The following is a 22,669-nucleotide window of genomic DNA, read 5'->3' on the forward strand; positions in this document are numbered from 1 at the left end:
GGTGACGATCGGCGGTGAGCACCTCGACGCCGTGAGACCTGGGAGACGACCGTGCAGCTGGACCTCGACGACGTGCCCGTCACCACGCTCCAGGGCGAGCCGACCACCTTCGGGGAGCTGCGCGGCGGCGGCGCCGCGCTGGTGGTGAACGTCGCCTCGCGGTGCGGGCTGTCGCCGCAGTACGAGCAGCTGGAGGCGCTGCAGCGCACCTACGCCGACCGAGGCTTCACCGTGGTCGGCTTCCCCAGCAACCAGTTCCTGCAGGAGCTCGGCTCGGAGGAGAAGATCGCCGAGTACTGCTCGGCCACGTGGGGCGTCACCTTCCCCATGTCGGAGAAGATCAAGGTCAACGGCCGCAGCGCGCACCCGCTGTACCAGCGCCTGACCACCGTGCCGGGAGCCGACGGGAAGGCCGGGCGGGTCTCGTGGAACTTCGAGAAGTTCGTCGTGGCGGCCGACGGGGCGGTCACGCGGTTCAGCCCGCGCACCCGCCCCGACGACCCCGCGGTGGTCGCAGCGATCGAGGCGGCGCTCCCCGGGTGAGGGAGACCCCGCTCGTCCCGAGCGCGCTGGTCAGGGGAGGGCGAGCGCCAGGCGGGAGGTGCGCCCGGCCAGGTCGCTGATCCGCGACCCGTCGAAGCCGAACAGCGCCGACCTCACGGTGTCGTGCAGGGGGTCGACGAGGTGACCGGGCAGCCCGGCGGTCCCGGCGATGACCCCGGCCACGGACCCGGCGGTCGCGCCGTTGGAGTCGGTGTCCCACCCGCCCATGACCGTGTACCCGATGCTCGCGGCGACGTCGCCGTCGCCGTGGAGCAGCCCGAGGGCCACCAGCCCGGCGTTGTTGACGGTGTGGATCCACGACAGCCCGGCGGTGAGCCGCTGGACGGCGGCGAGCCCGGCGTCCCACGACTCACCGGCGGCGTGGGAGCCCAGCACCAGGCGGAGCACCTCGGCCAGGCGCGAGCGCGGCGGCACGTGCTCCAGCGAGGCCTCCAGCGCCTCCCGCGCGTCCGCGGCGGTGAAGGCGCACGCCACGAGCGCCGCTGCCCACGCCTCGCCGTACGCGCCGTTGCCCGTGTGCGACAGCGCCGCGTCCTGCAGGGCCAGCGCAGCGGCCGCGCGCGGGCGCCCGGGGTGCGTCCAGCCGAACGCGTCGGCGCGGATCTGAGCGCCGATCCACTCCCGGTACGGGTTGCGCCGGGTGGCCGCCCGGCTGACCGGAACACCCTCCACGAGGTTGCGGTAGGCGGCGCGCTCGGCCGTGTAGACCTGGTGGAAGGGCAGCAGGTCCAGCCAGGCCCGCGCCACGTGCACCGTCCGCAGGCCCGGACCGTGCTGCTCCAGCAGGTGCAGGCCGAGGAGGGAGTAGTCGACGTCGTCGTCGCGAGCTGGACCGTCGACGCGACCCAGGGTCGTCTGCCGCCAGCAGTCCTCCCGCAGCCGCGCCCACTCCGGCAGCGGGTCGAGCACCGGGACGTACGTGGTGAGCGGCCACGCCCCGGCGTCGCGGAGGTAGCGGCGCAGCAGGTCGGAGGTCCACACGTCGCCGTCCTCGACCGGCTTGCCGACCACGCAGCCGGCCACCCTGCCCAGCCACCCGGCGTGGACCTTGTCCACGACGACGGCGTCGGCCAGCGCCGGCCGCCGCTCGGCGGTCTGACGTGCGGCGGGCAGGGCGGCGAGCACGTCCGGGATCCCCTCGGGCTCCTCGTAGGGCCAGCCGGGGGAGCGGGGGACGTCGGCGAGCTCGTCGACGAGAGCCCACCAGCGCGCGCTGTCGAGCGGGTCGGTCGCCTCGGCGCTGCGGACCGCTGCGGTGACGGCCCCGGGGTCGTGGCCGGACTCGAGCAGCTGCGCGACCTCGGCGCGGAAGACGACGCGCGGGTCGGTGGGGTCGAACGCCCTGTCGAGGTCGTGGGTGATGGAGTCGCCGCTGTCGGAGGGGGCCACGGGACCAACGCTGCCACGGCAGGGTGTGACGGCCGACGTGCAGAAGTCGACCAGAGGGCCGCCTGGAGGTGGCGCGGCGGACTTCTGCACGTCCGGCGTCACGAGGCCCGGGGTGGCGGACGTCCATGATCACGGACGGGGGCGGGTGGTCAGAGGAGGAGCAGGGCCACGGCCGACGCCGCCGTCAGCACGAGCGTGAGGTTGGTGAACAGCTGCTGCGGCACGCGGCGCAGCACCTTCACCCCGATGAACGCGCCGAGGAGCAGCGCAGGGACCAGCACCAGGTCGAGCAGCAGCGACTGGGGGTTGATGAAGCCCAGCTGCACGCTGAACGGCACCTTGGTCACGTTGACGATGGCGTACAGCCATGCGGCCGTGCCCACGAAGGCCATCTTGCTGACCCGCATCACCAGCAGGTACATCGACGAGATCGGCCCCGCGGCGTTGGCGACCATGGTGGCGAAGCCAGCGCCACCACCGGCCAGCGCCGCCGTCGCGCGCCGGCGCACCGGCCCCCACGTCTCCGGTCCGCTGGGTGCCGTGACGACCCCGGGTCCCTCGGTCGGGGCGGCCGGCCGCAGCAGCGAGCGCAGCTGCATCGCCGCCAGCACGAGCAGAAGCACGCCGAGGAAGCGGCGCAGGACGACGTCGTCCACGGAGTCGAGGAAGACGACGCCGAGGAGCAGCCCGCCGATGAGGTACGGCAGGAGCCTGACCAGCAGCTTCCAGTCCGCGTGGCGGCGGTAGAGCGACACTGCGATGACGTCGCCGACGATGAGCAGCGGCACGATCGCACCGGTGGAGGCGCGGGTCGGCAGGACCAGCGCGAAGATGACCGCCACCAGGGTGCCGAGGCCGGAGAACGCCGTCTTGGAGAAGCCGATGGTCAGCCCGCCGAGGGCGAGCAGGGCCCAGTCGAACGCCGTGAGCATCGAGAGGTCGATGCTCACGGGGTGCTCACCGCTCGACCCTAAGGGCTGGTCGGTCCCCCGGGCTCGGCAGCAGGGCCGGCGGACGGGGTCAGCAGCGGTTCAGCGCCGCAGCGGCGTCGGAGACCGAGCGCGTGCCGCCCAGCACCGTGCTCGTGGTGGCGCCGAGCTTCTTCACCTCGTCCACCACCGGCCCCGGCGCGCACGTGGGCTGCACCAGCAGCAGCGGCGCGCGCAGCGACACGGCCAGGGGACCGCCGGTGAGGGCGTCGGGGAAGTCCGCGCCGGTGGCGAGCACCACGCTGCCGGCGCCCTGCGCGGCCGCGGTGTCGGCGACGAGGGCGGAGGTCTCGTAGCGGTCAGCTCCCGCCAGCCGCTTCACGGCGGCACCGGGCGCGGCGGAGGTGACCTGGCTGACCACCGCGTCGGAGATGCCGCCGCCCAGCACGTACACGCGGTTCGGCCTCAGCGCGGTCAGCGCGCTCAGCGTAGGGCCCGACAGCGCCCCCGGGTCGGTGAGCAGCAGCGAGCCGCCCAGCTGGCCCGCGGCCGCGGCTCCGGAGAGGGCGTCGGGGAAGTCCCGGCCCGTGGCCAGGAAGACCGGGCCGCCGCCGCTGCCGGAGTCCCTGGCGACGGCGGTGGCGAGCGCTGCTGACGTGCCGTAGCGGTCGTCGCCCTGCACCCTGTCGACGGTGCCCGCGTAGGCGCGCAGCTGGCCGAGCACGCCGTCGTCCACGGCCTTCGCCCCGCCCACCACGGTGATCCGCGAGGCCGACAGGCGGCGCAGCTCGGCGGCCACGGCGTCGGGCAGCGCACCGCTGGCGGGGACGAGGACGACGGGGGTCGGAGAGCCGGCGCGACCGGCCGCCGCACCCGCGGCGAGCGCGTCGGGGAAGGTGGACCCGGAGGCGACGAACACGCGCTGCCCGCTGGCCGGTGCCTTGACCAGCGCACCGGAGACGGCGGCGGCGGTGCCGTACCTGTCGTCGCCCTGCAGGCGGGCGGTCACCGAGGTGGCCGGCGCCTGCCAGTGCTCCTGGCCGGCGGCCGCCACCGACACCTGCGCGGTCACCGAGCCGTCGGCGTTGCTGGTGGTGCGCACCGCCACGCCACCGGCGGCGCTGGTGAAGGTGCTGCCGGGGGCCACCGCCACGTTGGAGTCCGTGCCGGTGGTCGGCGTGGGGTCGAGCAGGAGGCTGCCGCCGTCGTCGTTGGCCTTGAGCACCCGCAGGCCGTAGGTGACGCGCGTCGAGCCGCCCCAGCCGAACGTGTCGCGACCGCTGTTCGCGCGGACCTCGAGGTCGTAGACGTCACCGCTGCGCGGGTCGGTGACGAGCACCGAGCGCAGCCCGGACAGCGACGACAGCGGCTGCACGGTCCAGCTGGTGGTGCCGGTGGAGGTGACGGTGGCCCGCCCGCCGGAGCCCAGCAGGCCCATGCGCGCCAGCTCGAAGGCGGAGGCGCTGCCGGTCGCCTGGACCGGGGTGCCGTCCGAGCGCGCCGCCGCGCTGGACATGACGTCGGTGCGGTCGCCGTACTCCTGCACGCTGCAGGAGCGGTAGCTGGCGGACGTGCCGACGGCCTCGTCCACCGCCGAGCCGCACTGCAGGCGGTTCGCGTGCAGCAGCGACATGTTGTGCCCGAGCTCGTGGGCGATGGCCGGCCAGCTGGCGTCGGTGACGTAGGTGACCCCGCCAGCGCCCGGCGAGGCGCCCACCGAGCCCAGCCCGTAGGAGCAGCCCGAGGCGTACGCCTGCGGCGGCAGCAGCAGGAGCAGGTGCTTGCCGGCGCCCTGGGTGAAACCGGCGCGCTGGGCGGCCTCGCTCCACAGGGCGTTGGGGTCGGAGCAGCCCATCGAGCTGGAGTAGCGCGTGACGGCCCCGTCGCGGCGGAAGCCGACGGCCCCCCCGGTCTGCTCGCCCCAGTAGTCGCTCGCGGACGACAGCAGCGAGTCGACCGTCGAGTCGCTGTAGTACGAGTCCGAGCCGCCCAGCATCGAGACGGCCACCACCGTCACAGGCTGCGACGAGGTCACGCCGGTGGCGGCGGGCTTCGTGGCCGTCACCACCTGGGCGGCCACGGGCGTCGCGGCCGCCGCCGCGGCCACGGCGCTGGCGCCGGCCAGCGGCGAGGAGGAGGCGGCGGAGGTGTCGGCGGCGGCGTCCAGCGTCCGCTCGCTGATGGCGGTGGTGGCGGAGGCGCGGCCGTCGGGCACCGCGTCGAGGCGCTCGCCGCCCTCGACCGCCTGCACGACGGGCTCGGGCACCTGCACGCGGACCGTCACCGCGCTCCCGGGGGCCACGTCGGCGACGGCGCTGGCCCGCAGCGGCACCCACACGCCCCCCACCTGCAGGTACGGCGCCACGGGGTCGAGCCGGCGGTCGGGGCCGCTGGCCGGCCCCATCGCCCCGCCGAGGGAGGCGGCGGCCTGGCGGCGGGCCGTCTCCAGGGAGCCCGCGCTGACGTGGTCCACGTCCGCGAGGACGCGGAGGGTGCCGCTGAGCAGGGCGGTCGGTGCGTCGTCGTCGACGGTCTCCGCAGCCGGCGGGGCCGCGGGGCCGGCGGCTGCGGTCACGCCCAGGTCGTCGGCCCAGGCCGGCAGCACGAGGGCGCCGGCGCCCAGCAGGCCTGCGGCGGCCGCGGTGGCCGTCGTGGCCAGAGCGGGCAGGGCGCGGCGCATCAGGACCTCCGGGAGGGGTGGACCTTCACCGTAGGTAGCGGCACCCGGGGATCGGGGGAGAACACGCCCAACCGCGAGAGGTTCAGCGACCTCTCAGGGAGGGCGTTCGCGTGCGGTGGGTCAGCTGCTGATGACGTGGCAGGACGTGGCGCGCGCCGTCTTCTCGCCGTTCACGTACAGCTTCACGCAGGCGCGACCGGGCTCGACGTCCACCGGCATGTCGGGGTTGCTCAGGCGGATGCCCAGCGTGCGGCAGCCCGACAGCGTCTGGGACACCGGGTCGGTGGACCGGCCCGCGGTGTCGGTGAAGACGAAGCTGACCCTGACGTCGCAGAAGAGCCCGTCCCGCATGGCCGCCCAGCCGGCGCAGTCGACCGAGGCGGTCTGGGCCGTGATGTTGGTGCCCTCACCGATGACGCTGTGCACCAGCGCGCAGCCGTAGGGCACCGACTTGGCGGCCCCGGCGGACGTCGTGTAGCTGAACGGCTGGATCGGTGACGCGCCGTAGGCCGAGGCCTGAGCAGCGCCAGCGCTGGCGACGCCCATGACCCCCGCTGCGGCGAGCGTCATGACAGCGCGGGTGGCGCGGCGCATGGGTGGCCTCTCGTCTGGACGGTTGAGCCTTTGATAGTCGAGGTCAGCCGCTCCCGGCAAGTAGGCGGCCGCGTGGCGGTGCGGAACCGCCGCTGAGTTCACACGCCGTCACACGCCGTGGTCATCATGGCTCGGACGGAGGTGCGTACGGTGCTCCCGTGCGCACGGTCGTGGTCACCCGCGCCTACGCCCCCGAGCCGGCAGCGGCCGCCTGGCGCCAGGCAGCCCTCGCCCGCGCGCTCGCGGGCGCCGGACACGCGGTGGAGGTCCTCACCTCCCGGCCCCCCGCGGGGACCGCCCCGGCCGCCGCGCCTCCCGGCGACGACGACGCCGGACCCTCCCCGCGCGTGCGCCGCTGGCCCGTGCTGCGCGACGCCAGCGGCAACGTCCGCGGGTACGTCCAGTACGCCAGCTTCGACCTGCCCGCCGGCCTCCGGCTGGCCGCTCGCGTGCTCGGGCCCCGTGCGGGCCGGCCCGACGTCGTCGTCGTCGAGCCCCCGCCCACCACGGGCCTCGTGGTGCGCCTGGTCTGCGGCCTGCGGCGCGTGCCCTACGCCTACTACGCCGCCGACCTGCTCTCCCTGGCCGCCGCCGAGGCCGGCCTCCCTGGCCCGGCGCTGCGGCTGCTCACGGCGCTGGAGGCGTGGGTGCTCCGCGGCGCCGCGCGCGTCATGACCGTGGACGAGGGCTACGCGGCGCGCGTGCGCGCGCTCGGCGTGCCCGCCGAGCGGGTGGTGGTGGTCGGCACCGGGGTCGACACCGACCAGCTGCGCCCGCCGGACCCCTCCCCGGGCGCCGTGGACGACGACGGCGCCGACGACCAGCCACCCGCGTTCGTCTACGCCGGCACGATGTCGGAGGTGCAGGGCGCTGGCGTGCTCGTGGACGCCCTGGCCCGCGTGCTGCCCGAGCACCCGGGCGCCCGCGCCGTGTTCTACGGCGGCGGCGTGCAGGCCGGCGAGCTCGCCGAGCGCGCCGCTCGCCTGGCGCCGGGGCTCATCGCCTTCCCCGGGCTGGTGGCCCCCTCGGTGATCGCCCGCGCCACCGCCACCGCCCGCGCCGGCCTGGCCAGCCAGCGGCCCGACACCGCCTACGCCTTCGCGTTCCTCGTCAAGCCCCTCGCGGCCACCGCGTGCGGGGCGCCCGTCGTCTACGCCGGTGCCGGACCGTTCGCGCAGCTCGTGGGGGAGCACCGGCTGGGGTGGGCGGTCCCGTGGGACGTCGACGCGGTGGCCGCCGCCCTGCGCGAGGCCCTCGAGCGACCCGCGCCGACCGGGCAGGAACGGGCCCGGCTGGTGGCGTGGACCCGCGAGCACCACTCGCTGCGCTCCGTGGCGCGCCGCGCTGCCGCCGTCGTCGAGGCCGCCGTCTCCCCACCCTCCCGTTCGTGATCATGGGGGATCGTCCACCCGCCGCGGTCTTCGTGCTCTCCCAGGCCACGCCGCTGCGCGGCATGGAGCGCGCGGCGGCCGACACCGTCGCCGCGCTGCAGGCCGACGGGCTCGACGTGGCCCTGCACGCCCTCGTGGAGCACCCGCGCCCCGGGCGGGCCGGGCGCCTGCTCGACCTGGCGGCGTCCTTCGCCGCCGCGCGCCGGCTCGTGCGCCGGTCGGGACCGCCGCTGGTGCTCGTGGGCATCTGGGTGGGACTGCGGGTGCTGCCGTTCCGGCGGCCCTCGGACCGCGACGTCATCGCCTGGGAGCACTCCCTCACGCGCGAGCGACGTGCGGCGCTGCGCTCCTTCGACGCGGTGGCCCGCCTGGTGCTCCCGCTGTACGCGCGCCGGGCGCGAGGCGTGGTGGCGGTCAGCGCAGCGGTCGCCGGGGCGCTGGCGGAGCAGCCGGGTGTGGCCGAGCGGGTCGTCGTCGTCCCCAACCCGGTGGTGGAGCGGCCGCCGGCGGCCGCGGGACCGCGGGAGCCGCAGCCCGGCCCCGACCGGGCAGCCGGCCCCCGCCTGCTCTGCGTCGGCGGGCTGGAGCCGCTGAAGAACCCCGAGCTGGCGCTGGAGGCGCTGGCGCTGCTGCCCGCCGCCCACCTCGACGTGGCCGGCGGGGGAGCGCGCCTGCCCGTCCTGCGGCAGCTCGCCGAGCGGCTCGGCGTGGCGGACCGGGTCACCTGGCACGGCCACACCGACCGGGTGCCCTCGCTCCTCGAGGCCTGTGACGCCCTCGTGCACACGTCCCGGTCCGAGACGTTCGGGTACGCGCTGCTCGAAGCCGCCGCCGCGCACCGGCCGGTGGTCGCGGTGGCCACCGAGCAGGCCCGCCACCTCGTGCCCACCCTCGTCCCGGGGACCACGACGACGGCGGACGCGGCGGCGCTGGCCGCAGCCGTGCGCGCCGTGCTCTCGAGCCCGCCGACGGCGGCCGAGCTCGCGGCCGCGGACGCCGCGCGAGCCGCCGCCTTCGGCCGGGAAGCCCTCCTGGCCGGCTGGCGCGCGGTGCTCAGCTGACCCGTCATCCATGATCACGAGGGGAAAGCAGGCCCGCAGGACGGCGTGCGCCCGTAGCGTCGAGACCCGTGGCAGCAGCTGACGTCCAGTCGCCGGGCGCGGTCGTCGACGGCAGCACCTCCGGGCTGCGGCGCAGCAGCGCCAGCATGCTGCTCGGCCACGGCGGGCGCGCCGCCTTCGCCGGCCTGACCTTCCTGCTCGTGGCCCGCGAGCTGGGCCCTGAGGGGTTCGGTGCGGTCGGCGCCGTCATGGCCGCCGCAGCGCTGGCCCTGCCGTTCGCCTCCCTCGGAGCGGTCCACCTCCTGGTGCGCTCCGCGGTGCGCTCACCGGAGCGGCTGCCCGGTGGGTTCGCCGCCGCCGCGAGCGTCACCGCGGGCGGCGGGCTCGTCGCGACGGCGCTCGCGGCGGCGGTGTGCCTGCTCGTCGTGCCGTCGGTGCCGCTGCCCGCCGTGCTCGCGCTGCTCGTGGCCGACCTCGTGGGCTCCGCGCTGCTCGAGCTGGCCGCGGGCGTGCAGGTCGCCCGGCACCGGGCGATGGGCGCGGCGCAGGCCCAGCTGGCCTTCCACGGGCTGCGGTTCGCCGCGGCGGTCGCGCTGGCGCTCACACCGGCCGGGCTGACGGTCGGCGGCTGGGCAGCCGCGTACGCGGCGACCTCCCTGGCGGGCGGCGTCGCGGCCGTCGTCGTCGTGCGGCGCCAGCTGGGCAGCGGCGGTCTCGGGCTGGCCGCCGAGGTCCGCGGGCTCCTGGCCCAGTGGCGCGACGGGTTCCACTTCTCCGTGGGGCTCGGCGCGCAGGCGCTCTACAACGACCTCGACAAGCTCATGCTCACCCGGCTCGGCTCCGAGGCCGCCAACGGCGCGTACACGGTGGCGTACCGGCTGGTCGACATGGCGCTCGTCCCGCTGAGGGCGGTGCTCGCGGCGGCCTACCCCCGCTTCTTCGCCGCCGGCGCCGCCGGCGGGACGGCCGGGCTGCGCGCCGCCGTCGGGCTGGCGCGCAGCATCGCGCCGACGACGGTCGGCTGGTGCGCCGTGGCGTCGGTGGCGCTGCTGGCGGGCGCCGACCTCGTGCCGCTGCTGCTGGGGGAGGACTACGAGCCGGCCGTCGGCGCCCTGCGGTGGCTGGCCCTCCTGCCGCTGCTGAAGGTGGCGCACTACCTCGCCGCCGACGCGCTCACCGGCGCTGGCCAGCAGCGCGTCCGCAGCGCCTGGCAGCTGGGCGTGGCGGTGGGCAACGGGCTGCTCAACCTGTGGCTGATCCCGGCGTTCGGGCTGGCCGGGGCCGTGGCGGCGAGCCTCGTCTGCGACGGCGTGCTGGCGCTGGCCCTCTGGGCCGTCGTGTGGGGGCGGCTGCGCCGCGCCTGACCCGCCCGGCGGCCCGCCGAGCATGCAGAAGTGCGAGCGGCGAGGCTCACAGCGCCGTTCGGCCGACTTCTGCATGCTCGACGGGACGCAGCGTGTGACGCCGGACGTGCAGAACCCCGCCCGGAGCGGCCGCGGAGCCATCAGGGCGGGGTTCTGCACGTCGGGCGTCACGCGATCAGGGCCGCCGCAGAGGGGGACGGCGGCCCAGACCGCGCCAGCCGGTCACACGGTCAGGTCAGCGGGAGGTGCCGCCGTCCTTCTGCGCCGCGAGGCGCTCGGCCTCCTCGGCCGGCACCTCGATGACGTCCTCCTTCTTCACCAGCACCCACTGGGTCAGGCGGGGCTTGCGCTCCGTGCTGGTCGACGACGACGAGCGGCCCGCCGCGTAGCCACCGGCTGCGCCAGCCGCAGCGCCCGCGCCCGCGGCCAGCGGGGTGGAGCCCAGGCCCGAGGAGGAGCGGTCGTCGCGACGGCCGATGTCCTCGCCGTCGGCGAAGCGGTCGTCCCGCGCTGCCGCGGTGTCCGTCCCGGTGCGTCCGTCGTGGCGCGCGTCGGTGCGGTAGCCGTCACGGACGTCGTCGCGGCGGTCGTCACCGTCGAGCTTGTCCTTGATCTTGTCGACGACGCCGCGGTCGTCGTCACGGCGTTCGTCGTCACGGCGTTCGTCGCGGAACCCGTCGCGCCGGTCGTCGGTGGAGTCGCCGGGACGGTCGTCGCGGTAGCTGTCGCGGCGGTCGTCGCGGTGCGTGGCGGCAGCGGCGGCCAGGCCACCGACGCCCGCACCAGCGGCACCAGCGGCGGCAGCGGTACCCGCGCCGTGGCCGCGGTCGTCGTCGCGCCGGTCGTCGCGGAACCCGTCGCGGCGGTCGTCGCTGTAGCCGGCCGGGCGGTCCTCGCGGCGGACGTCGTCCCTGATGCCGTCGCGCCGGTCGTCGCGGTAGCCGTCGCGGCGGTCGTCGTCACCGTCGAGCTTGTCCTTGATCTTGTCGACGAAGCCCCGGTCGTCGCGTCGGTCGTCCGCGTAGCCGGCGGCCCGCTCGTCGCGGTGGTCGTCGCGGTGGGCCGCGGCTGCGCCCAGACCCGCCCCTGCCGCCCCGGCACCGGCGGCAGCCGTGCCAGCGCCCACGCCGTGACCAGCCCGGTCATCGCGACCGTCACGGTCGACGCTGCGGTCGCGGTCGTCGAAGCGGTCGTCGCGGGCGTCGGTCGCTGCGGACCCCTGGGGTCCGGCGTTCCCCACGCCGTAGTACTCGAAGAGCCGGTCCTCCTCGGAGATGTCCAGGTGGCCCTCGTCGTCGACGCGCGGGGCGTCCTTGACCTTCGCCTTGTCGTAGGGGACGCGCAGGTCGTCCCCGTCGAAGTCGGCCTGCGCCAGCGGCACGAAGCTCTCCGACGTGCCGAACAGGCCCGTCTGCACGGTGACCCACTCCGGCCGACCTGTCTGGTCGTCGCGGTACACGGCACCGGCCTTGCCGATCTTCTCCCCGTCAGCCCCGTACACGGCGGCTCCGGGGATCCGCTCCACCTCAGCGTCGGTGATCATGGCCGCTCCTCGCGATCGTCGGATGGTGCGCTGCTCTGCGCACCGCCGTCCTGCTACCCCGCCGCTCGCCCCTCACACGTGGTGCAGGCCCATCGGCGGCGTGGCGCTCGCGTGTCGCCGGGTAGCGTCGAGGTGATGGCACCAGCGCAGCTCGCCCACCCGCCCCGCGCCGCCCGCGCGCTGGTGCCGCTGGTCGCGCTGCTGGCCTGCCTGGTGGCGCTCACCGGCTGCTCCGCCCCGGCGTCTCCGGCCGGTCCCGGCACCGGTGGGAGCGAGGCCTCCGGCGCGAGCGGGACGGCGGCCCCCAGCCCGTCGCCGTCGTCGTCCCCCGTCGACCCCCACGTCGCCGCCGCGCAGCGGGCCCTGGCACCGCTGGACCTGCGGGCGCGGGCCGCGCAGCTGCTCGTGGTGGGCGTGCCCGCCGCCGACCTCGCCGCCGGAGGCGCCCTGCTCGCCCAGGCCCCCTACGGCGGCGTGTTCATCAGCGGGCGCTCGACGGCGTCCGCTGCCGGCGTCGGCGCGGTCACCGGGCCGTGGGCCGACCGCGCCCGCCAGGCCGGCCAGCCCGTGCCGTGGGTGGCCGCCGACCAGGAGGGCGGCGCGGTCCAGACCTTCTCCGGCCCCGGCTTCGAGGACCTGCCCACCGCGCGCCAGCAGGGCCGCGAGGCGCCGGCCGCTGTGCAGGAGAGGGCCCGCGGGGTGGGGGTGTCGCTGCGCGCCGCCGGCATCACCCTCGACCTGGCGCCCGTGGCCGACGTCGTCCCGGCCGGCACCGCACGCGGCAACGCGCCCATCGGCAAGTACGGGCGCGAGTACGGCGCCACCGCCGAAGAGGTGGTCGAGGACGCCGGCGCCGTCGTCGCCGGGCTCGGCGAGGCCGGGGTGGTCGCCACCGTCAAGCACTTCCCGGGCCTGGGCCGGGTGACCGGCAACACCGACCTGGTCTCGGACGTCCGCGACGCGAAGACCACCGCCTCCGACCCCGACGTCGCCCTGTTCGGGCAGCTGGCGGCGCTGCCGCAGCGGCCGTTCGTCATGACGTCCTCGGCGGTGTACGAGCAGATCGACCCGGGCGCACCGGCCGCGTTCTCGTCCGCGGTGGTGACCGGGCTCCTGCGCGAGCAGCTGGGCGTGGACGGCGTGGTCATCTCCGACGACCTCGGACGCGCGAAGGCCGTCGCCTCGGTGCCACCCGCCGACAGGGCGACCCGGTTCATCGACGCCGGCGGCACCCTCGTGCTGACCGTGGACCCGGAGCTGGCGCCGACCATGCTCGACGCCCTCGTGGCGAAGGCGCAGGCGGAGCCGGCGTTCGCCGCTGAGGTCGACGCCGCCGCGCTCGTGGCGCTCGAGGCGAAGTCCCGGGCGGGACTGCTGCCCTGACCGGACCGCCGGCGCTGCTCGCGGTGCTGCCGGTGGCGGCCGCGCTGCTGTGGGTGCCCGGGGCGCTGCTCGGGCGGGCGCTGGGCCTGGGGCCGCGCTGGGCGCTGGCCGCGGCGCCGGCCCTCACCTGGGGGCTGGTGGCGCTCGGGGCGGTGGCCGTGCCGCGCGCCGGGCTGCGCTGGACGACGACGACGGCGACCGGCGTGCTGGTGCTCGCGCTGCTCGCCGCCCTGGCGCTGGGGCTGCTGCCCCGGCGGCCCCGGCGGCGGGGCTCGCCCGCTCCGGCCGGACCTGACGGTGCCCGGGCCTCCCTCGCGGGGCCGGCGCTCGGCGTGGCGGTGGCGGCGCTGCTGGTGGTGGCGGTCGCCTGGCGGGCCGGGCACCGCCTCGGGTCCGTGGCGCAGACCTGGGACGCCGCCTACCACGCCAACCTCACCACCCTCATCGCCGGCTCCGGCGACAGCGACCCCGTCAGCGCCCCCAGCGCCCTGGCCTCGGCCGGGTGGCGCGACGTCTCCACCTACTACCCCGATGCCCTCCACGCCCTCGCCGCCCTCGTCGTCCGCAGCACCGGGGCGGGCTCCGCGGTGGTCCTCGACGTGCTCGCCGCGCTCGTGGTGGGCGGGGTCCTGCCGGTCGCCGTCGCCGCCCTGGCCGGGTCGGTCGCGCCGTCGCGACGCGGCGCGGCCGCCGCGGTGGGCGCCGTCGTCGCCGTCCTCCCCGTCGCCGCGCCCTGGGACCAGTGGTGGCGCGGGGTGTGGAGCTACGGCGCGGCCCTGGCCACCGCCCTCCTCGTCGCAGCCCTCGCGGTGCGGGCCCTGGAGGGGTGGCTGGTGCCCCGGCGGCCGGTCTCGGCGGCCGCGGCGGTGCTGCTCGGGGCGGTGGGCGTCGCTGGCCTGCAGCCGGCCGGTGTGGTGCTGGCGGGGGTGCTGGTGCTCGGGTGGGCGCTGTCGCGCCTCACGGTGGCAGCCCTCGCGACGCCGCCCGCTGAGCCGGCAGACGCAGCACGGGCGGGCGCGCTGCGGGTCCGCGGCGGCCTGGCGGCCGCGGTGGTGGGCACGCTCCTGCTGCCGCCCCTGGTGCTGGCGCTGGCGCGCTGGTCTCCGGCGCTCGGCAGCCTGGCCGGCTACGACTACACCACCCGACCGTCCACCTGGACCGGTGTCGGCCAGGCGCTGACCTCGGTGCTGGGCGGCGTGCGGCGCATCAGCGGCGGCTACGGCTTCGGGCTGCCGCCGCAGGGCGGGCAGTGGCTGCTGGCCGCGGTGGTGCTGGCGGCGGTGGTGCTGCTGGCCACCTCGCGCGCCACGGCGTGGCTCGCTGCGGCGTGGGCGCTGGCCGTGGTGGCGGCCGTGGCGACGGTGGTCCCGCTCGGCCCGGTGCTCGCCCAGGTGGTCGGCCCTGCGGGTGGCGCGGCGGCCGACCTGCTGCGCTCGGTGACCCTCTTCTTCTACAACGCGCCGTTCCGCCTCATGGCCGTGGTCGCCGCGGTCGGGTCGGTGGTGGTGGGCGTGGCGGCCGCCCGCGCGGCCGACCTCCTCGACCGGCACGTCCCGCGCCCGCGCCGCTCGGTGGTGCGGGCCGCGGCCGCCGGGGCAGCGGTGCTGCTGGCGGGCTCCGCCGCGCTCAGCACCCTCGAGGTCGCCGCGCCCCGCCTGGCCGCCGGCTACGCGCCCCGCGTCACCGCGGCCGACCAGCGCGCCGTCATGGACCGGCTGGCCCAGGTGGTGCGCGAGCAGCCGCTGCCCGCCGGCGCGACCGTCGCCAACGACCCCGTGGACGGCTCCGCCTGGCTGTACTCCCTCCACGACCTCCCGGTGCTCTTCCGCCACTACGCCCCGGGACCGCTCACGCCCGACGCGCAGCTGCTGCTGTCCAGGCTCGACGACGTCGACACCGACCCGGGCGTCCAGCAGGCGCTGCGCGACCTGCGCGTCTGCTACGTCTACTCCGGCGGCCGCCCGGTGTACGCCTCGATGCGCCTGGCCCCCGGGTTCACCGACCTCGACCTGGCCGCGTCGCTGGAGCCGGTGGCGCGTTCGGGCAGCGCTTCGGCGTACCGGGTGCTCGTGCCCGGTACGCCCTGCGCCCCGGCCTGAAGGAGCGGCGGCCCCTGTTCACCCGCGGGCCCTACAGTCCGGGCCATGGCCCCCGGGCAGCGCGGCGACGCAGCCGGCGACGCCGACCAGCTCGACCTCGACGAGCCCGTCGACGACCTCGACGACGTCGACGACCTCGACGACCTCGACGACGACGAGCCGCCCGCGCGGTCCCTGCGCGGTGCTCCCGGCTCGACGGCGTCGCGCTGGTCGCGGTGGCCCGAGGTGGTGCCGGGATGGGCCCGCGGACCCGCCGCCGTCGTCGTCCTCGTGCTCGCGGCGGGGCTCGGCGGCGCGGCCGTGGGCAGCTCCCACCGCGACGCCCTCGACGCCCGGTCGGCGCTGCAGCGCGCGCTGACCGTGGGGTACGCCTTCGTGGCCGCGAGCGACGATCGTGACGGCAGCCTCTCCGCTCAGGTGCGCGTGGTGCTGGTCAACCACAGCGACACCGCGCTGGACGTGCGGCTGCAGGGCCTGTCCACCCCGCACCAGGGCACCACCGAGCCACCCGACGAGGTGCAGGTCGACCCGGGGGAGCAGGCCGTGGCGCCGGTCGCGGTGCGGGTCGACTGCGCGGCGGTGCGCGGTGACGCTCGCATGCTCGCCGCCGCGGAGGAGGGGGACGTCGTCCTCGACCCCGACACCGGCGACGAGGTGGAGGGGGCGTCGGCGCAGCCAGCGGCGTCGTCCGGGGGACCCTCGGGGACGGCGAGCACCCCGACCGTGGTGCTCGCCTCGGTGCGCCCGGTCGGTGGCGGGTCGGCTCTGGACGTGCAGCTCCCGGTGGTCGGGTCCATCGCCGACTCCATCGACAGGAGGCTCGGCCAGGCGTGCGGTGCCTCCGGCCCGCCGGAGCTCCAGACCGGCTGGCTGTGGCAGGACGACGGCGCGCTGCGCGTCAGCGTCACCGCGCCCGCCGGCGCCGAGCCCGTGCGCCTGCAGCTCGAGAGCACCAACGGCCTGGGCGCCACCTCCGACCCGCCGCTCCCGCGCGACCTGCGCCCGGGCGAGACCGCCGTCATCGACATCGAGGTCCACCCCCGCTGCTCCGTGGTGGGAGACGGCGCGCTGAGCCGGCTCGACCTGCAGGCGGTGGACGGCAGCGGCGCCACCGACTCCCTCGGCCAGGGGTTCGACGCCACCACGCCGGCGGCCGGCACCCCGCAGTGGCTGGCCCGCCAGGTGGCGCTCGCCTGCGGCTGAGACCCTCGCGGGACGGGCCTGCGCGTTCGCCCGCGCCGGAGGGGCGCTCCTGGTTACCGTCGGCGGGTGGTCGGCTGGTCGGGTGCGGTCGCGCCCGCAGCAGTCGCCGCCGCCGTCCTCGTGGTGCCGGGCTTGCTGGTGGGGCGCGCTGCCGGCCTGCGCGGGCTCGTGTGGAGCGGGGTCGCCCCGGCGCTGTCCACCGGCGTGGTGGCGCTGGCCGCCGTCGGCGCCGCCGTCTCCGGGGTCCGCTGGGGCCTGCTGCCGCTCGCGCTGGCCACCGCGCTCACCGTCGTCATCGCCCTCCCGGTGGGGCTGCTGACGGGCGGCTTCGGCAGCGGGCGCGGCAGCCGGGCCGGCGACGGCTCGCGGCTGCGGGGGCTCGGCCACCGCGACGCCGCCGTCGCGCTCGGCGCCGCGGGTGGCCTCCTCGGCGGTGGGCTGCTCGCCGGACGGCGCCTCACCTCCGCGCTGTGGGACCCGACCGCCGTCTCGCAGAGCTACGACGCGGTGTTCCACCTCAACGCGGTCCGCTGGGTGCTCGACACCGGCGACGGATCCTCCCTGCACCTGGGCCGCCTCGACCACCCCGGCGCGGCCACCGCGTTCTACCCGGCCGCCTGGCACGACGTCGTCTCGCTGGCGGCGATGACCACCGGCGGCGCCGTCGACGTCTCCACCAACGCCACCGCCCTCGCCGTGGCCCTGGTGGTGTGGCCGCTGGGCGCGGTGGGCCTGGTCCGCGCCGTGCTGGGCCGCCGCCCCGTGGCCCTGGCCGCCGCCGGCGCGCTCACCGCGGCGTTCACCGCGATGCCCGTCGCCCCGCTGGAGTGGGGGGTCCTCTACCCGACCTTCCTCACCACGAGCCTGCTGCCCGCCCCGCTGGCGCTCCTCGTGCTGGCCGCCGACAGGTCCCGCACCCTGCGTGCGCGCCTCGGGGCGCTCGCGGTCGCCGCGGGGACGCTGCCGGGGCTGGCGCTCGCCCAGCCCAGCGGCGGGTTCGCCCTGGTGGCGCTGGCGCTGCCGCTCGGGCTGGTGGTGCTGGGCAGGACCACGACGGCGTGGTGGCGCGCCGGGCACCGCGTCCCCGCGCTGGCGCTGCCGGTGCTGTCGGTGCTGGTCGTGGCGCTCGGCTGGCGCGTGGTGGACACGTCGGCGTCCGTGGTGAGCGCCCGCGCCACGGTGTGGGACCCCGAGTCGTCCCTGCGACAGGCCGTCGAGCAGGCCGTGCTCTACAGCCACCTCAGCATCCCCGAGCCCGTGCGCTGGGAGGTCACCCGACCGCCGCTGTGGCTCGCCGCCGCCCTCGTGCTGCTCGGGCTGGCGCTCGCCGTCCGTCGCCGGCAGCTGCGGTGGGTCGCGGGGGCGCACCTGGTGGCCTCGGTGCTGTACGTGTGCGCGTGGGCGGTGCAGACACCGCTGACCCGGCGGCTCACCGGGTACTGGTTCAACGACGCCTACCGGATCGCGCCGCTGACGGTCATCACGGGGATCGTGCTGGCCAGCGCGGCGGTGTCGCTCGCCCCGGCTGCCGTGCGGCGGCTCGTGCGGCGGCTGCGGCTCCTCGCCGCCGGAACGCGCCCCCCGGTGCGCACCCCAGGACGGCGGGCCCTGTCGGGGCGGCGGCGCGCGGCACCCGCGGTGCGCCTGGTACCTGCTGAGCGGTGGACGGCGCTGGCCACGACGAGCGCCGCCGTGGCCGTGCTCGTGGTGCTCGCGGGAGCGCGCGGGCCGGGCTACGCCGTGACCTACGGCTCGCTGCACGCCAACTCCGTGGCCACCAGCGACACCGAGTACTCCGACGTGCTCGACGCACCGGAGCGGGCCCTGCTGGACCGGGTGGCCTCGGAGGTGCCGGCGGGCGTCATGGTGGCGGGCAACCCGTGGAACGGGTCGGGGCTCGTCTACGCCGTCGCCGACCGGCTGACCCCCTTCCCGCACATGACCTCGACGTTCGACGCCGACCGCCAGGTGGTGGCGGCGCACCTGCGCGACGCGATGACCGACCCCGCCGTCTGCCCCGCCGTGCAGCGGCTGCACCTGGGGTACGTGCTCGACTTCGGCACCTACTACCTCTGGGGCGGGGACCCCGCGGACCGGGACAAGAGGTACCCCGGCCTGCTCGACCTCGCGACCGCCCCCGGCTTCGCGGCCGTCGACTCGCAGGACGGCCCCGATCCCTCCAAGGGCCCGGTCGCCACGCTGTACCGGATCGACGCCTGCGGGGCCATCACACCCGGAGCGTTCCCTTCGTCGTCGTCCTGACCCCGCCCTCTCCTCGCACTTGCCGCGGAAAGTGCGCTAAGGACCCCCTCCTTGTCGCACTTGCCGCGGAAAGTGCGACAAGGAGGAGAGGGGCGTCAGCGGGAGCGGACCAGGCCCAGCGCCCCGGCCGAGGAGAAGCCCGGGAACACCTCCGACAGCGACCCGGCGCCGCAGCGCTTCTGCAGCACCTCGCCGATGACGTCGCGGTAGTCGGTCACGCTGGCCACCGCCCCGTTGTCCAGCGCGGACGCGCCGAGCCCGGGGTACTTGCCGTGCACCTTCCCGCCGGCCACGCCGCCGCCCAGGGCGAGCATGAGGTTGCCGTGCCCGTGGTCGAGGCCGCCGGAGCCGTTCTCGTCGGCCCGGCGCCCGAACTCGCTGATGGTCAGCACCGTCACGCCGGACATGAGCGCGCCGAGGTCGGCGTCGAACGCCGCCAGCGCCGTCGCCAGCTCGGTGAGCTTGTCCTTCATCCAGCCGCCGCCCGCGGCGCCGAGGCCGGAGTGCATGTCCCAGTCGCCGTGGTCGACGGCTGCCGCCTGCACGCCCACGCCGGCCTTCACCATCCGGGCGAGGTCGCGCAGGGACTTCCCCAGGTCGGTGTCCGGGTAGCCGCTGCCCGCGGGCGTGGAGCCGAGGGTGCTGGAGATGGTGGCCGCGGCGGCCAGCGCCGCCCGCCCGGTCTCGGCGACGGTCGGCGGTCCCTCGGCGTGCAGCGCCGCGTACGCCTTGGTCCAGCGGGCCTTCTCCACGGCGCTGTCGCCGGGGCCGGCCAGCGCGAAGCCCTCCAGCCGCTTGAGCGTCAGCTCCGGAGCGGGCCCGGCGAGCATCTGCGGGGTCTGCGAGCCCGTCATCGACACGGCCTGGAAGGTCCCCGCGGCCCCGCCGTTGACCGAGCGCGTCCCGAGGGTCCGGTCCAGCCAGCCCGTGCGCAGGGACGTCCCCGGCGCGGCCTTCTCCATGTCCTCCATGGCGGCGAAGTGGCTGCGGCTCGCACCGGGCAGCCCCACGCCGTGCACCGCTCCGAGCCGTCCCGCCTTCCACAGCGGCATCAGCGGTGCCATCGCCGGGTGCAGCCCGAACGTGCCGTCCAGCCCCAGCAGCGACGACTGCGGCACCGCGATCGTCGGCCGCAGGCGGTAGTAGTCGGGGTCTCCACCGGGGACCACGGCGCTCAGCCCGTCCATGCCGCCGCGCAGGCTGAGCACCACGAGCACGTCGCCGGTGTAGCCGGGCGCGGCGAACGCCACCTGCGTGTGCACCTGCTCGGTGGCCACGAGCGTCATCGCGCCCACGCCGAGGGCCTTGAGCAGCGAGCGGCGCGAGAAGCTCCCGGCGCCGCCGCGCCCGTCAGGGCAGCCGCACCCGGCGGTCGTCGTCGCCGAGGTCGCCGACGTCGAGGAGGACGGCGAGGGCGCAGCGGGCTGCGTGCGGGGGAGCGGAACGGGTCGGGCCATCAGCGCTCCATGTGTCCGGGCGAGTTGAGGATGGTGGTCACCACGCTGTTCAGCCGCCAGCCGACCCACTGGTCGGTGCTCTTCAGCGCGTCGCCCGCGCCGTGCTCGGTGAAGGCCAGCAGCGCGGCGCGCTCGGTGGCGGTGGCCGGGCGGCCGAGCAGGCGCAGCACGAGGGCGTCGACCAGCGCGCCGAACGTCGTCGGCAGCGGGGAGGGCAGGAGGCTCTTGTCGGGCAGGCGGGCCAGCTTGTTGGGCCACCACCCGTTGACCACCTTGGTGCTCTCGTTCCAGCGGCTCAGGGTGCCGCCGGCCGAGCGCCACGCGGCCGCGACGTCCGGGTAGCCGTTGGGCGGGGCCCACGCCAGCGGCGCCTGGCCGAGCTCGCGGGTCTGCCAGTACAGGTCGTCGATGCCGCCGCGCCCGGCGTCGCCGGGGGTGGAGCCGGTCATGCGCACGGTGGCGATGAACCCCTCCAGCGGCCGCCGGGTCTTCTGGCCGGCCGAGGCCCAGAACTCGTCGGAGGTGAACAGCGCCTTGAGCACCGGAACCACCTGCGTGCCCGCTGCGGTGTAGACGCCCGCGAGCCGGCTGACCAGGGACGCCGGGGGGTCGTCGCTGACGAAGCGGACGGCCAGCTTGCGCGCGACCGCCGTCGCCGTGGCGCTGTGCCGCGCGAGGTGGCGCAGCAGGGAGGTGGCCACCGCCTCGCCGTCGGCGGCGCTGTGCGCGGGGGTCGACCAGCCCAGCACGGACGCGGCCGAGGTGTCGTGGCGGCTGGGGTCGTAGGCGTAGGTGCCGTCCTTGCCGACGGTCAGGCCCGTGAGGACGCGGGCTGCGGCGCGCACGCCGGCCTCGCCGTACCCGGCGCCGACCCCGACGGTGTGCAGCTCCATGACCTCGCGCGCGTAGTTCTCGTTCGGCGCCTTCTTGGTGGAGGAGGTGTTGTCGAGGTAGCGCAGCATCGCGGGGTGCTTGGCCGAGGCGACGAGCATCTCCTCGAACGAGCCCAGGGCGTGGCGCCGGATGACGGCGGCGTCGTAGTCGTGCCGGGAGTCCCACACGTCGGAGCTGGGGTTCGTGACGTTGAGGTGGTTGGACCAGAAGTCGCAGACCACCTCGAAGAGCTGGCGCCGGCTCCACGCGTACCGCGCGGTGGTGAGCCAGCCGAGCTCGGACATGGTGTCCCAGCTGCCGTTCTTGTCCTGCGCCCGCACCTCGGCGATCGAGCGCCGCACCTTGGTGAACCGGGCGGTGTACCCGTCGCAGGCGGAGTCGTCGACGCGGGACGGGTCGAGCTGGGCGTCGAACCACGCCTGCGGGTCCCGCCGCACCTCCTCGAGCAGGCCGGGGGACTCGCCCCAGGTGAGGCGCCGCACGAGGTGGCGCACGCCGGCGGCGTCCAGCGGCACGGGGAGGCCGCCGGGCGCGTACAGGCGCACGCGGTCGTGGAGGGCGTCGAGCTGGGGGCTGAGCGCCACGGGGGTCCTCCGCACTCCGGGCTCGGGCTGGCCGGGCAGCTGGTCGCGAGGTGGTCTTCGCGTGTCTGGCCCCGACGCTAGGTGATGACGTGTGACGATCTGTGCACATCCGGACGATCCGCTCGGCGCGTCGCCCATTCGCGAGGAGGACGGCCGTGGCGAACAGGACCGGCGGCGAGGACCGCTACGCGACCGCCGCGCTCGTGGCCGCCCAGGTGGTCGCCGCGCTGCGCGAGGGCGGGGCCGCCCCCGGCGGGGTGCTGCTCGCCAGCGGCGAGGACGCCCCCGGCGGCATCGACGCGCTCTCGGCGTCCTTCCTGGCCGGACACCTGTCGGCGCCCCTCCTGCTCACCGCCCGCGGTGGCCTGCCGGCCCCGACCGCTGCCGCGCTGCGCGACCTGCTGCCCTCCCTGCCCCGCGACTCCGGGGGCAGGCCGACCGTGCACGTCATGGGCGGCACCGCCGTCATCACCGCTGACGTGGTGCGGGCCGTGGAGGCGCTCGGCGCCGCGGTGGTGCGGGTGGCCGGCGACGACAGGTACGGCACCGCGGCCGCGGCCGCCGCCATCGGCGCCCCCTCGGCCCGCACGTACGCGCTGGTGGGTCGCTCGTCCGGGACCGCCGCCGAGCGCACGGCCATCATCGCCAGCGGCACCAACCCCGCCGACGCCCTCTCCGCCGGACCGCTCGCGTGCGCGGCCCGCGTGCCGCTGCTGCTGACCGGCCGCGACGCGCTGCCGGACGCCACGCGCACCGCGCTGACGACCATGAAGGTGCGCCAGGTGGTCACCCTCGGCGGCCCGGCGGCCATCGGGACGGCGGTCCTCGACGCCCTCCACGCCATGGGCCTGGCGGTGCTGCCCGTGCGCGGCGCCGACAGGTACGACACCTCCGCGGTGCTCCTGGCGCTCGCCTGCGCCCCGCAGCTGGGCAGCGGCGCGAAGGACGGCGACGTCGGCGGCTTCGGGACCGGCTTCGACACCGCCGCGTCCGGCTACCTGGCCAACGGCGCCCGCTTCCCCGACGCCCTGGCCTGCGGCCCCCTGGCCGGGCTGGCGCGCCGCCCGCTGTTCGTCACCGGGCCCGACGCGCTCGCGGACGCGACGCGCTCGGTGCTGCCGGGCACGGGCGTCCGCTCGCTGGTGGGCGTGGGCCGCTCCGGCGCCCTGCCCGACGCGGTGCTCGACGCCGCCGTCGGCGCCCTGGCCCGCTGACACCGAGCCGCGCCGGCCCCGGGGGCGTGACGCCCGACGTGCAGAACCCCGCCGGAGG

Annotated in this window: 16 protein-coding genes; 9 read left to right on the forward strand and 7 right to left on the reverse strand. The window is 76.8% G+C overall.

Annotated features, from left to right (window positions below):
* The first annotated feature begins 57 nt into the window (after positions 1 to 57).
* Positions 58 to 543 (forward strand): glutathione peroxidase, encoded by a 486-nt coding sequence (locus FMM08_RS02155; RefSeq protein ID WP_147924884.1) that lies wholly within the window; start codon positions 58 to 60, stop codon positions 541 to 543.
* Between the two features lie 30 nt (positions 544 to 573).
* Here the strand turns inward: FMM08_RS02155 and FMM08_RS02160 are convergent, their stop codons facing one another.
* From FMM08_RS02160 to FMM08_RS02175, 4 genes are all read right to left on the reverse strand, one after another.
* Complete coding sequence (locus FMM08_RS02160; protein ID WP_222710299.1) at positions 574 to 1,953, reverse strand: ADP-ribosylglycohydrolase family protein; 1,380 nt, start codon at positions 1,951 to 1,953, stop codon at positions 574 to 576.
* Positions 1,954 to 2,102: 149 nt separating this feature from the next.
* On the reverse strand, positions 2,103 to 2,903 hold the full coding sequence (locus FMM08_RS02165; RefSeq protein WP_222710300.1) for a sulfite exporter TauE/SafE family protein: 801 nt from the start codon (positions 2,901 to 2,903) through the stop codon (positions 2,103 to 2,105).
* Between the two features lie 70 nt (positions 2,904 to 2,973).
* On the reverse strand, positions 2,974 to 5,562 hold the full coding sequence (locus FMM08_RS02170) for a cell wall-binding repeat-containing protein (protein WP_147924651.1): 2,589 nt from the start codon (positions 5,560 to 5,562) through the stop codon (positions 2,974 to 2,976).
* A gap of 120 nt (positions 5,563 to 5,682) precedes the next feature.
* Positions 5,683 to 6,156, reverse strand: a complete 474-nt coding sequence (locus tag FMM08_RS02175) for a hypothetical protein (RefSeq protein WP_147924652.1) — start codon at positions 6,154 to 6,156, stop codon at positions 5,683 to 5,685.
* 158 nt (positions 6,157 to 6,314) lie between these two features.
* On the opposite strand from FMM08_RS02175, the gene FMM08_RS02180 reads away from it, so the two are divergent.
* The 3 genes from FMM08_RS02180 to FMM08_RS02190 all read left to right on the forward strand — a co-directional run bounded on the left by FMM08_RS02180 (position 6,315) and on the right by FMM08_RS02190 (position 9,972).
* Positions 6,315 to 7,547 carry a glycosyltransferase gene (locus tag FMM08_RS02180; protein WP_147924653.1) on the forward strand — a complete coding sequence of 411 codons (1,233 nt, stop codon included), beginning with the start codon at positions 6,315 to 6,317 and terminating at the stop codon, positions 7,545 to 7,547.
* Between the two features lie 2 nt (positions 7,548 to 7,549).
* A complete protein-coding gene (locus FMM08_RS02185; protein ID WP_255471979.1) occupies positions 7,550 to 8,608 on the forward strand; it encodes a glycosyltransferase in 1,059 nt (352 codons plus the stop codon).
* Positions 8,609 to 8,676: 68 nt separating this feature from the next.
* Complete coding sequence (locus FMM08_RS02190; protein ID WP_147924655.1) at positions 8,677 to 9,972, forward strand: lipopolysaccharide biosynthesis protein; 1,296 nt, start codon at positions 8,677 to 8,679, stop codon at positions 9,970 to 9,972.
* A 235-nt stretch (positions 9,973 to 10,207) separates the two neighbouring features.
* On the opposite strand, the gene FMM08_RS23265 is transcribed toward FMM08_RS02190, so the two are convergent.
* Positions 10,208 to 11,515, reverse strand: a complete 1,308-nt coding sequence (locus FMM08_RS23265; RefSeq protein ID WP_222710301.1) for a PRC-barrel domain-containing protein — start codon at positions 11,513 to 11,515, stop codon at positions 10,208 to 10,210.
* 135 nt (positions 11,516 to 11,650) lie between these two features.
* Here FMM08_RS23265 and FMM08_RS02200 point away from each other — a divergent pair, with 135 nt between their 5' ends.
* From FMM08_RS02200 to FMM08_RS02215, 4 genes are all read left to right on the forward strand, one after another.
* Complete coding sequence (locus FMM08_RS02200; RefSeq protein WP_147924656.1) at positions 11,651 to 12,898, forward strand: glycoside hydrolase family 3 N-terminal domain-containing protein; 1,248 nt, start codon at positions 11,651 to 11,653, stop codon at positions 12,896 to 12,898.
* Positions 12,899 to 12,921: 23 nt separating this feature from the next.
* Positions 12,922 to 14,997 carry a DUF6541 family protein gene (locus FMM08_RS02205; RefSeq protein ID WP_147924657.1) on the forward strand — a complete coding sequence of 692 codons (2,076 nt, stop codon included), beginning with the start codon at positions 12,922 to 12,924 and terminating at the stop codon, positions 14,995 to 14,997.
* 45 nt (positions 14,998 to 15,042) lie between these two features.
* On the forward strand, positions 15,043 to 16,200 hold the full coding sequence (locus tag FMM08_RS02210; protein WP_147924658.1) for a hypothetical protein: 1,158 nt from the start codon (positions 15,043 to 15,045) through the stop codon (positions 16,198 to 16,200).
* A gap of 66 nt (positions 16,201 to 16,266) precedes the next feature.
* On the forward strand, positions 16,267 to 18,462 hold the full coding sequence (locus tag FMM08_RS02215) for a DUF6541 family protein (protein WP_147924659.1): 2,196 nt from the start codon (positions 16,267 to 16,269) through the stop codon (positions 18,460 to 18,462).
* A gap of 95 nt (positions 18,463 to 18,557) precedes the next feature.
* Here the strand turns inward: FMM08_RS02215 and FMM08_RS02220 are convergent, their stop codons facing one another.
* Both FMM08_RS02220 and FMM08_RS02225 read right to left on the reverse strand, forming a co-directional pair.
* On the reverse strand, positions 18,558 to 19,919 hold the full coding sequence (locus FMM08_RS02220) for a DUF1501 domain-containing protein (protein WP_255471952.1): 1,362 nt from the start codon (positions 19,917 to 19,919) through the stop codon (positions 18,558 to 18,560).
* Positions 19,919 to 21,397 (reverse strand): DUF1800 domain-containing protein, encoded by a 1,479-nt coding sequence (locus FMM08_RS02225; RefSeq protein ID WP_187279475.1) that lies wholly within the window; start codon positions 21,395 to 21,397, stop codon positions 19,919 to 19,921. The genes FMM08_RS02220 and FMM08_RS02225 overlap by 1 nt, the downstream gene beginning before the upstream one ends.
* Before the next feature lie 155 nt (positions 21,398 to 21,552).
* Here FMM08_RS02225 and FMM08_RS02230 point away from each other — a divergent pair, with 155 nt between their 5' ends.
* Positions 21,553 to 22,611, forward strand: coding sequence for a cell wall-binding repeat-containing protein (locus FMM08_RS02230; RefSeq protein WP_187279476.1), 1,059 nt, complete (start codon positions 21,553 to 21,555; stop codon positions 22,609 to 22,611).
* The last annotated feature ends 58 nt before the right edge of the window (positions 22,612 to 22,669 follow it).

Origin of the sequence: Quadrisphaera setariae (assembly GCF_008041935.1) — a bacterium.
In the GTDB taxonomy this organism is placed as follows: Bacteria; Actinomycetota; Actinomycetes; order Actinomycetales; family Quadrisphaeraceae; genus Quadrisphaera; species Quadrisphaera setariae.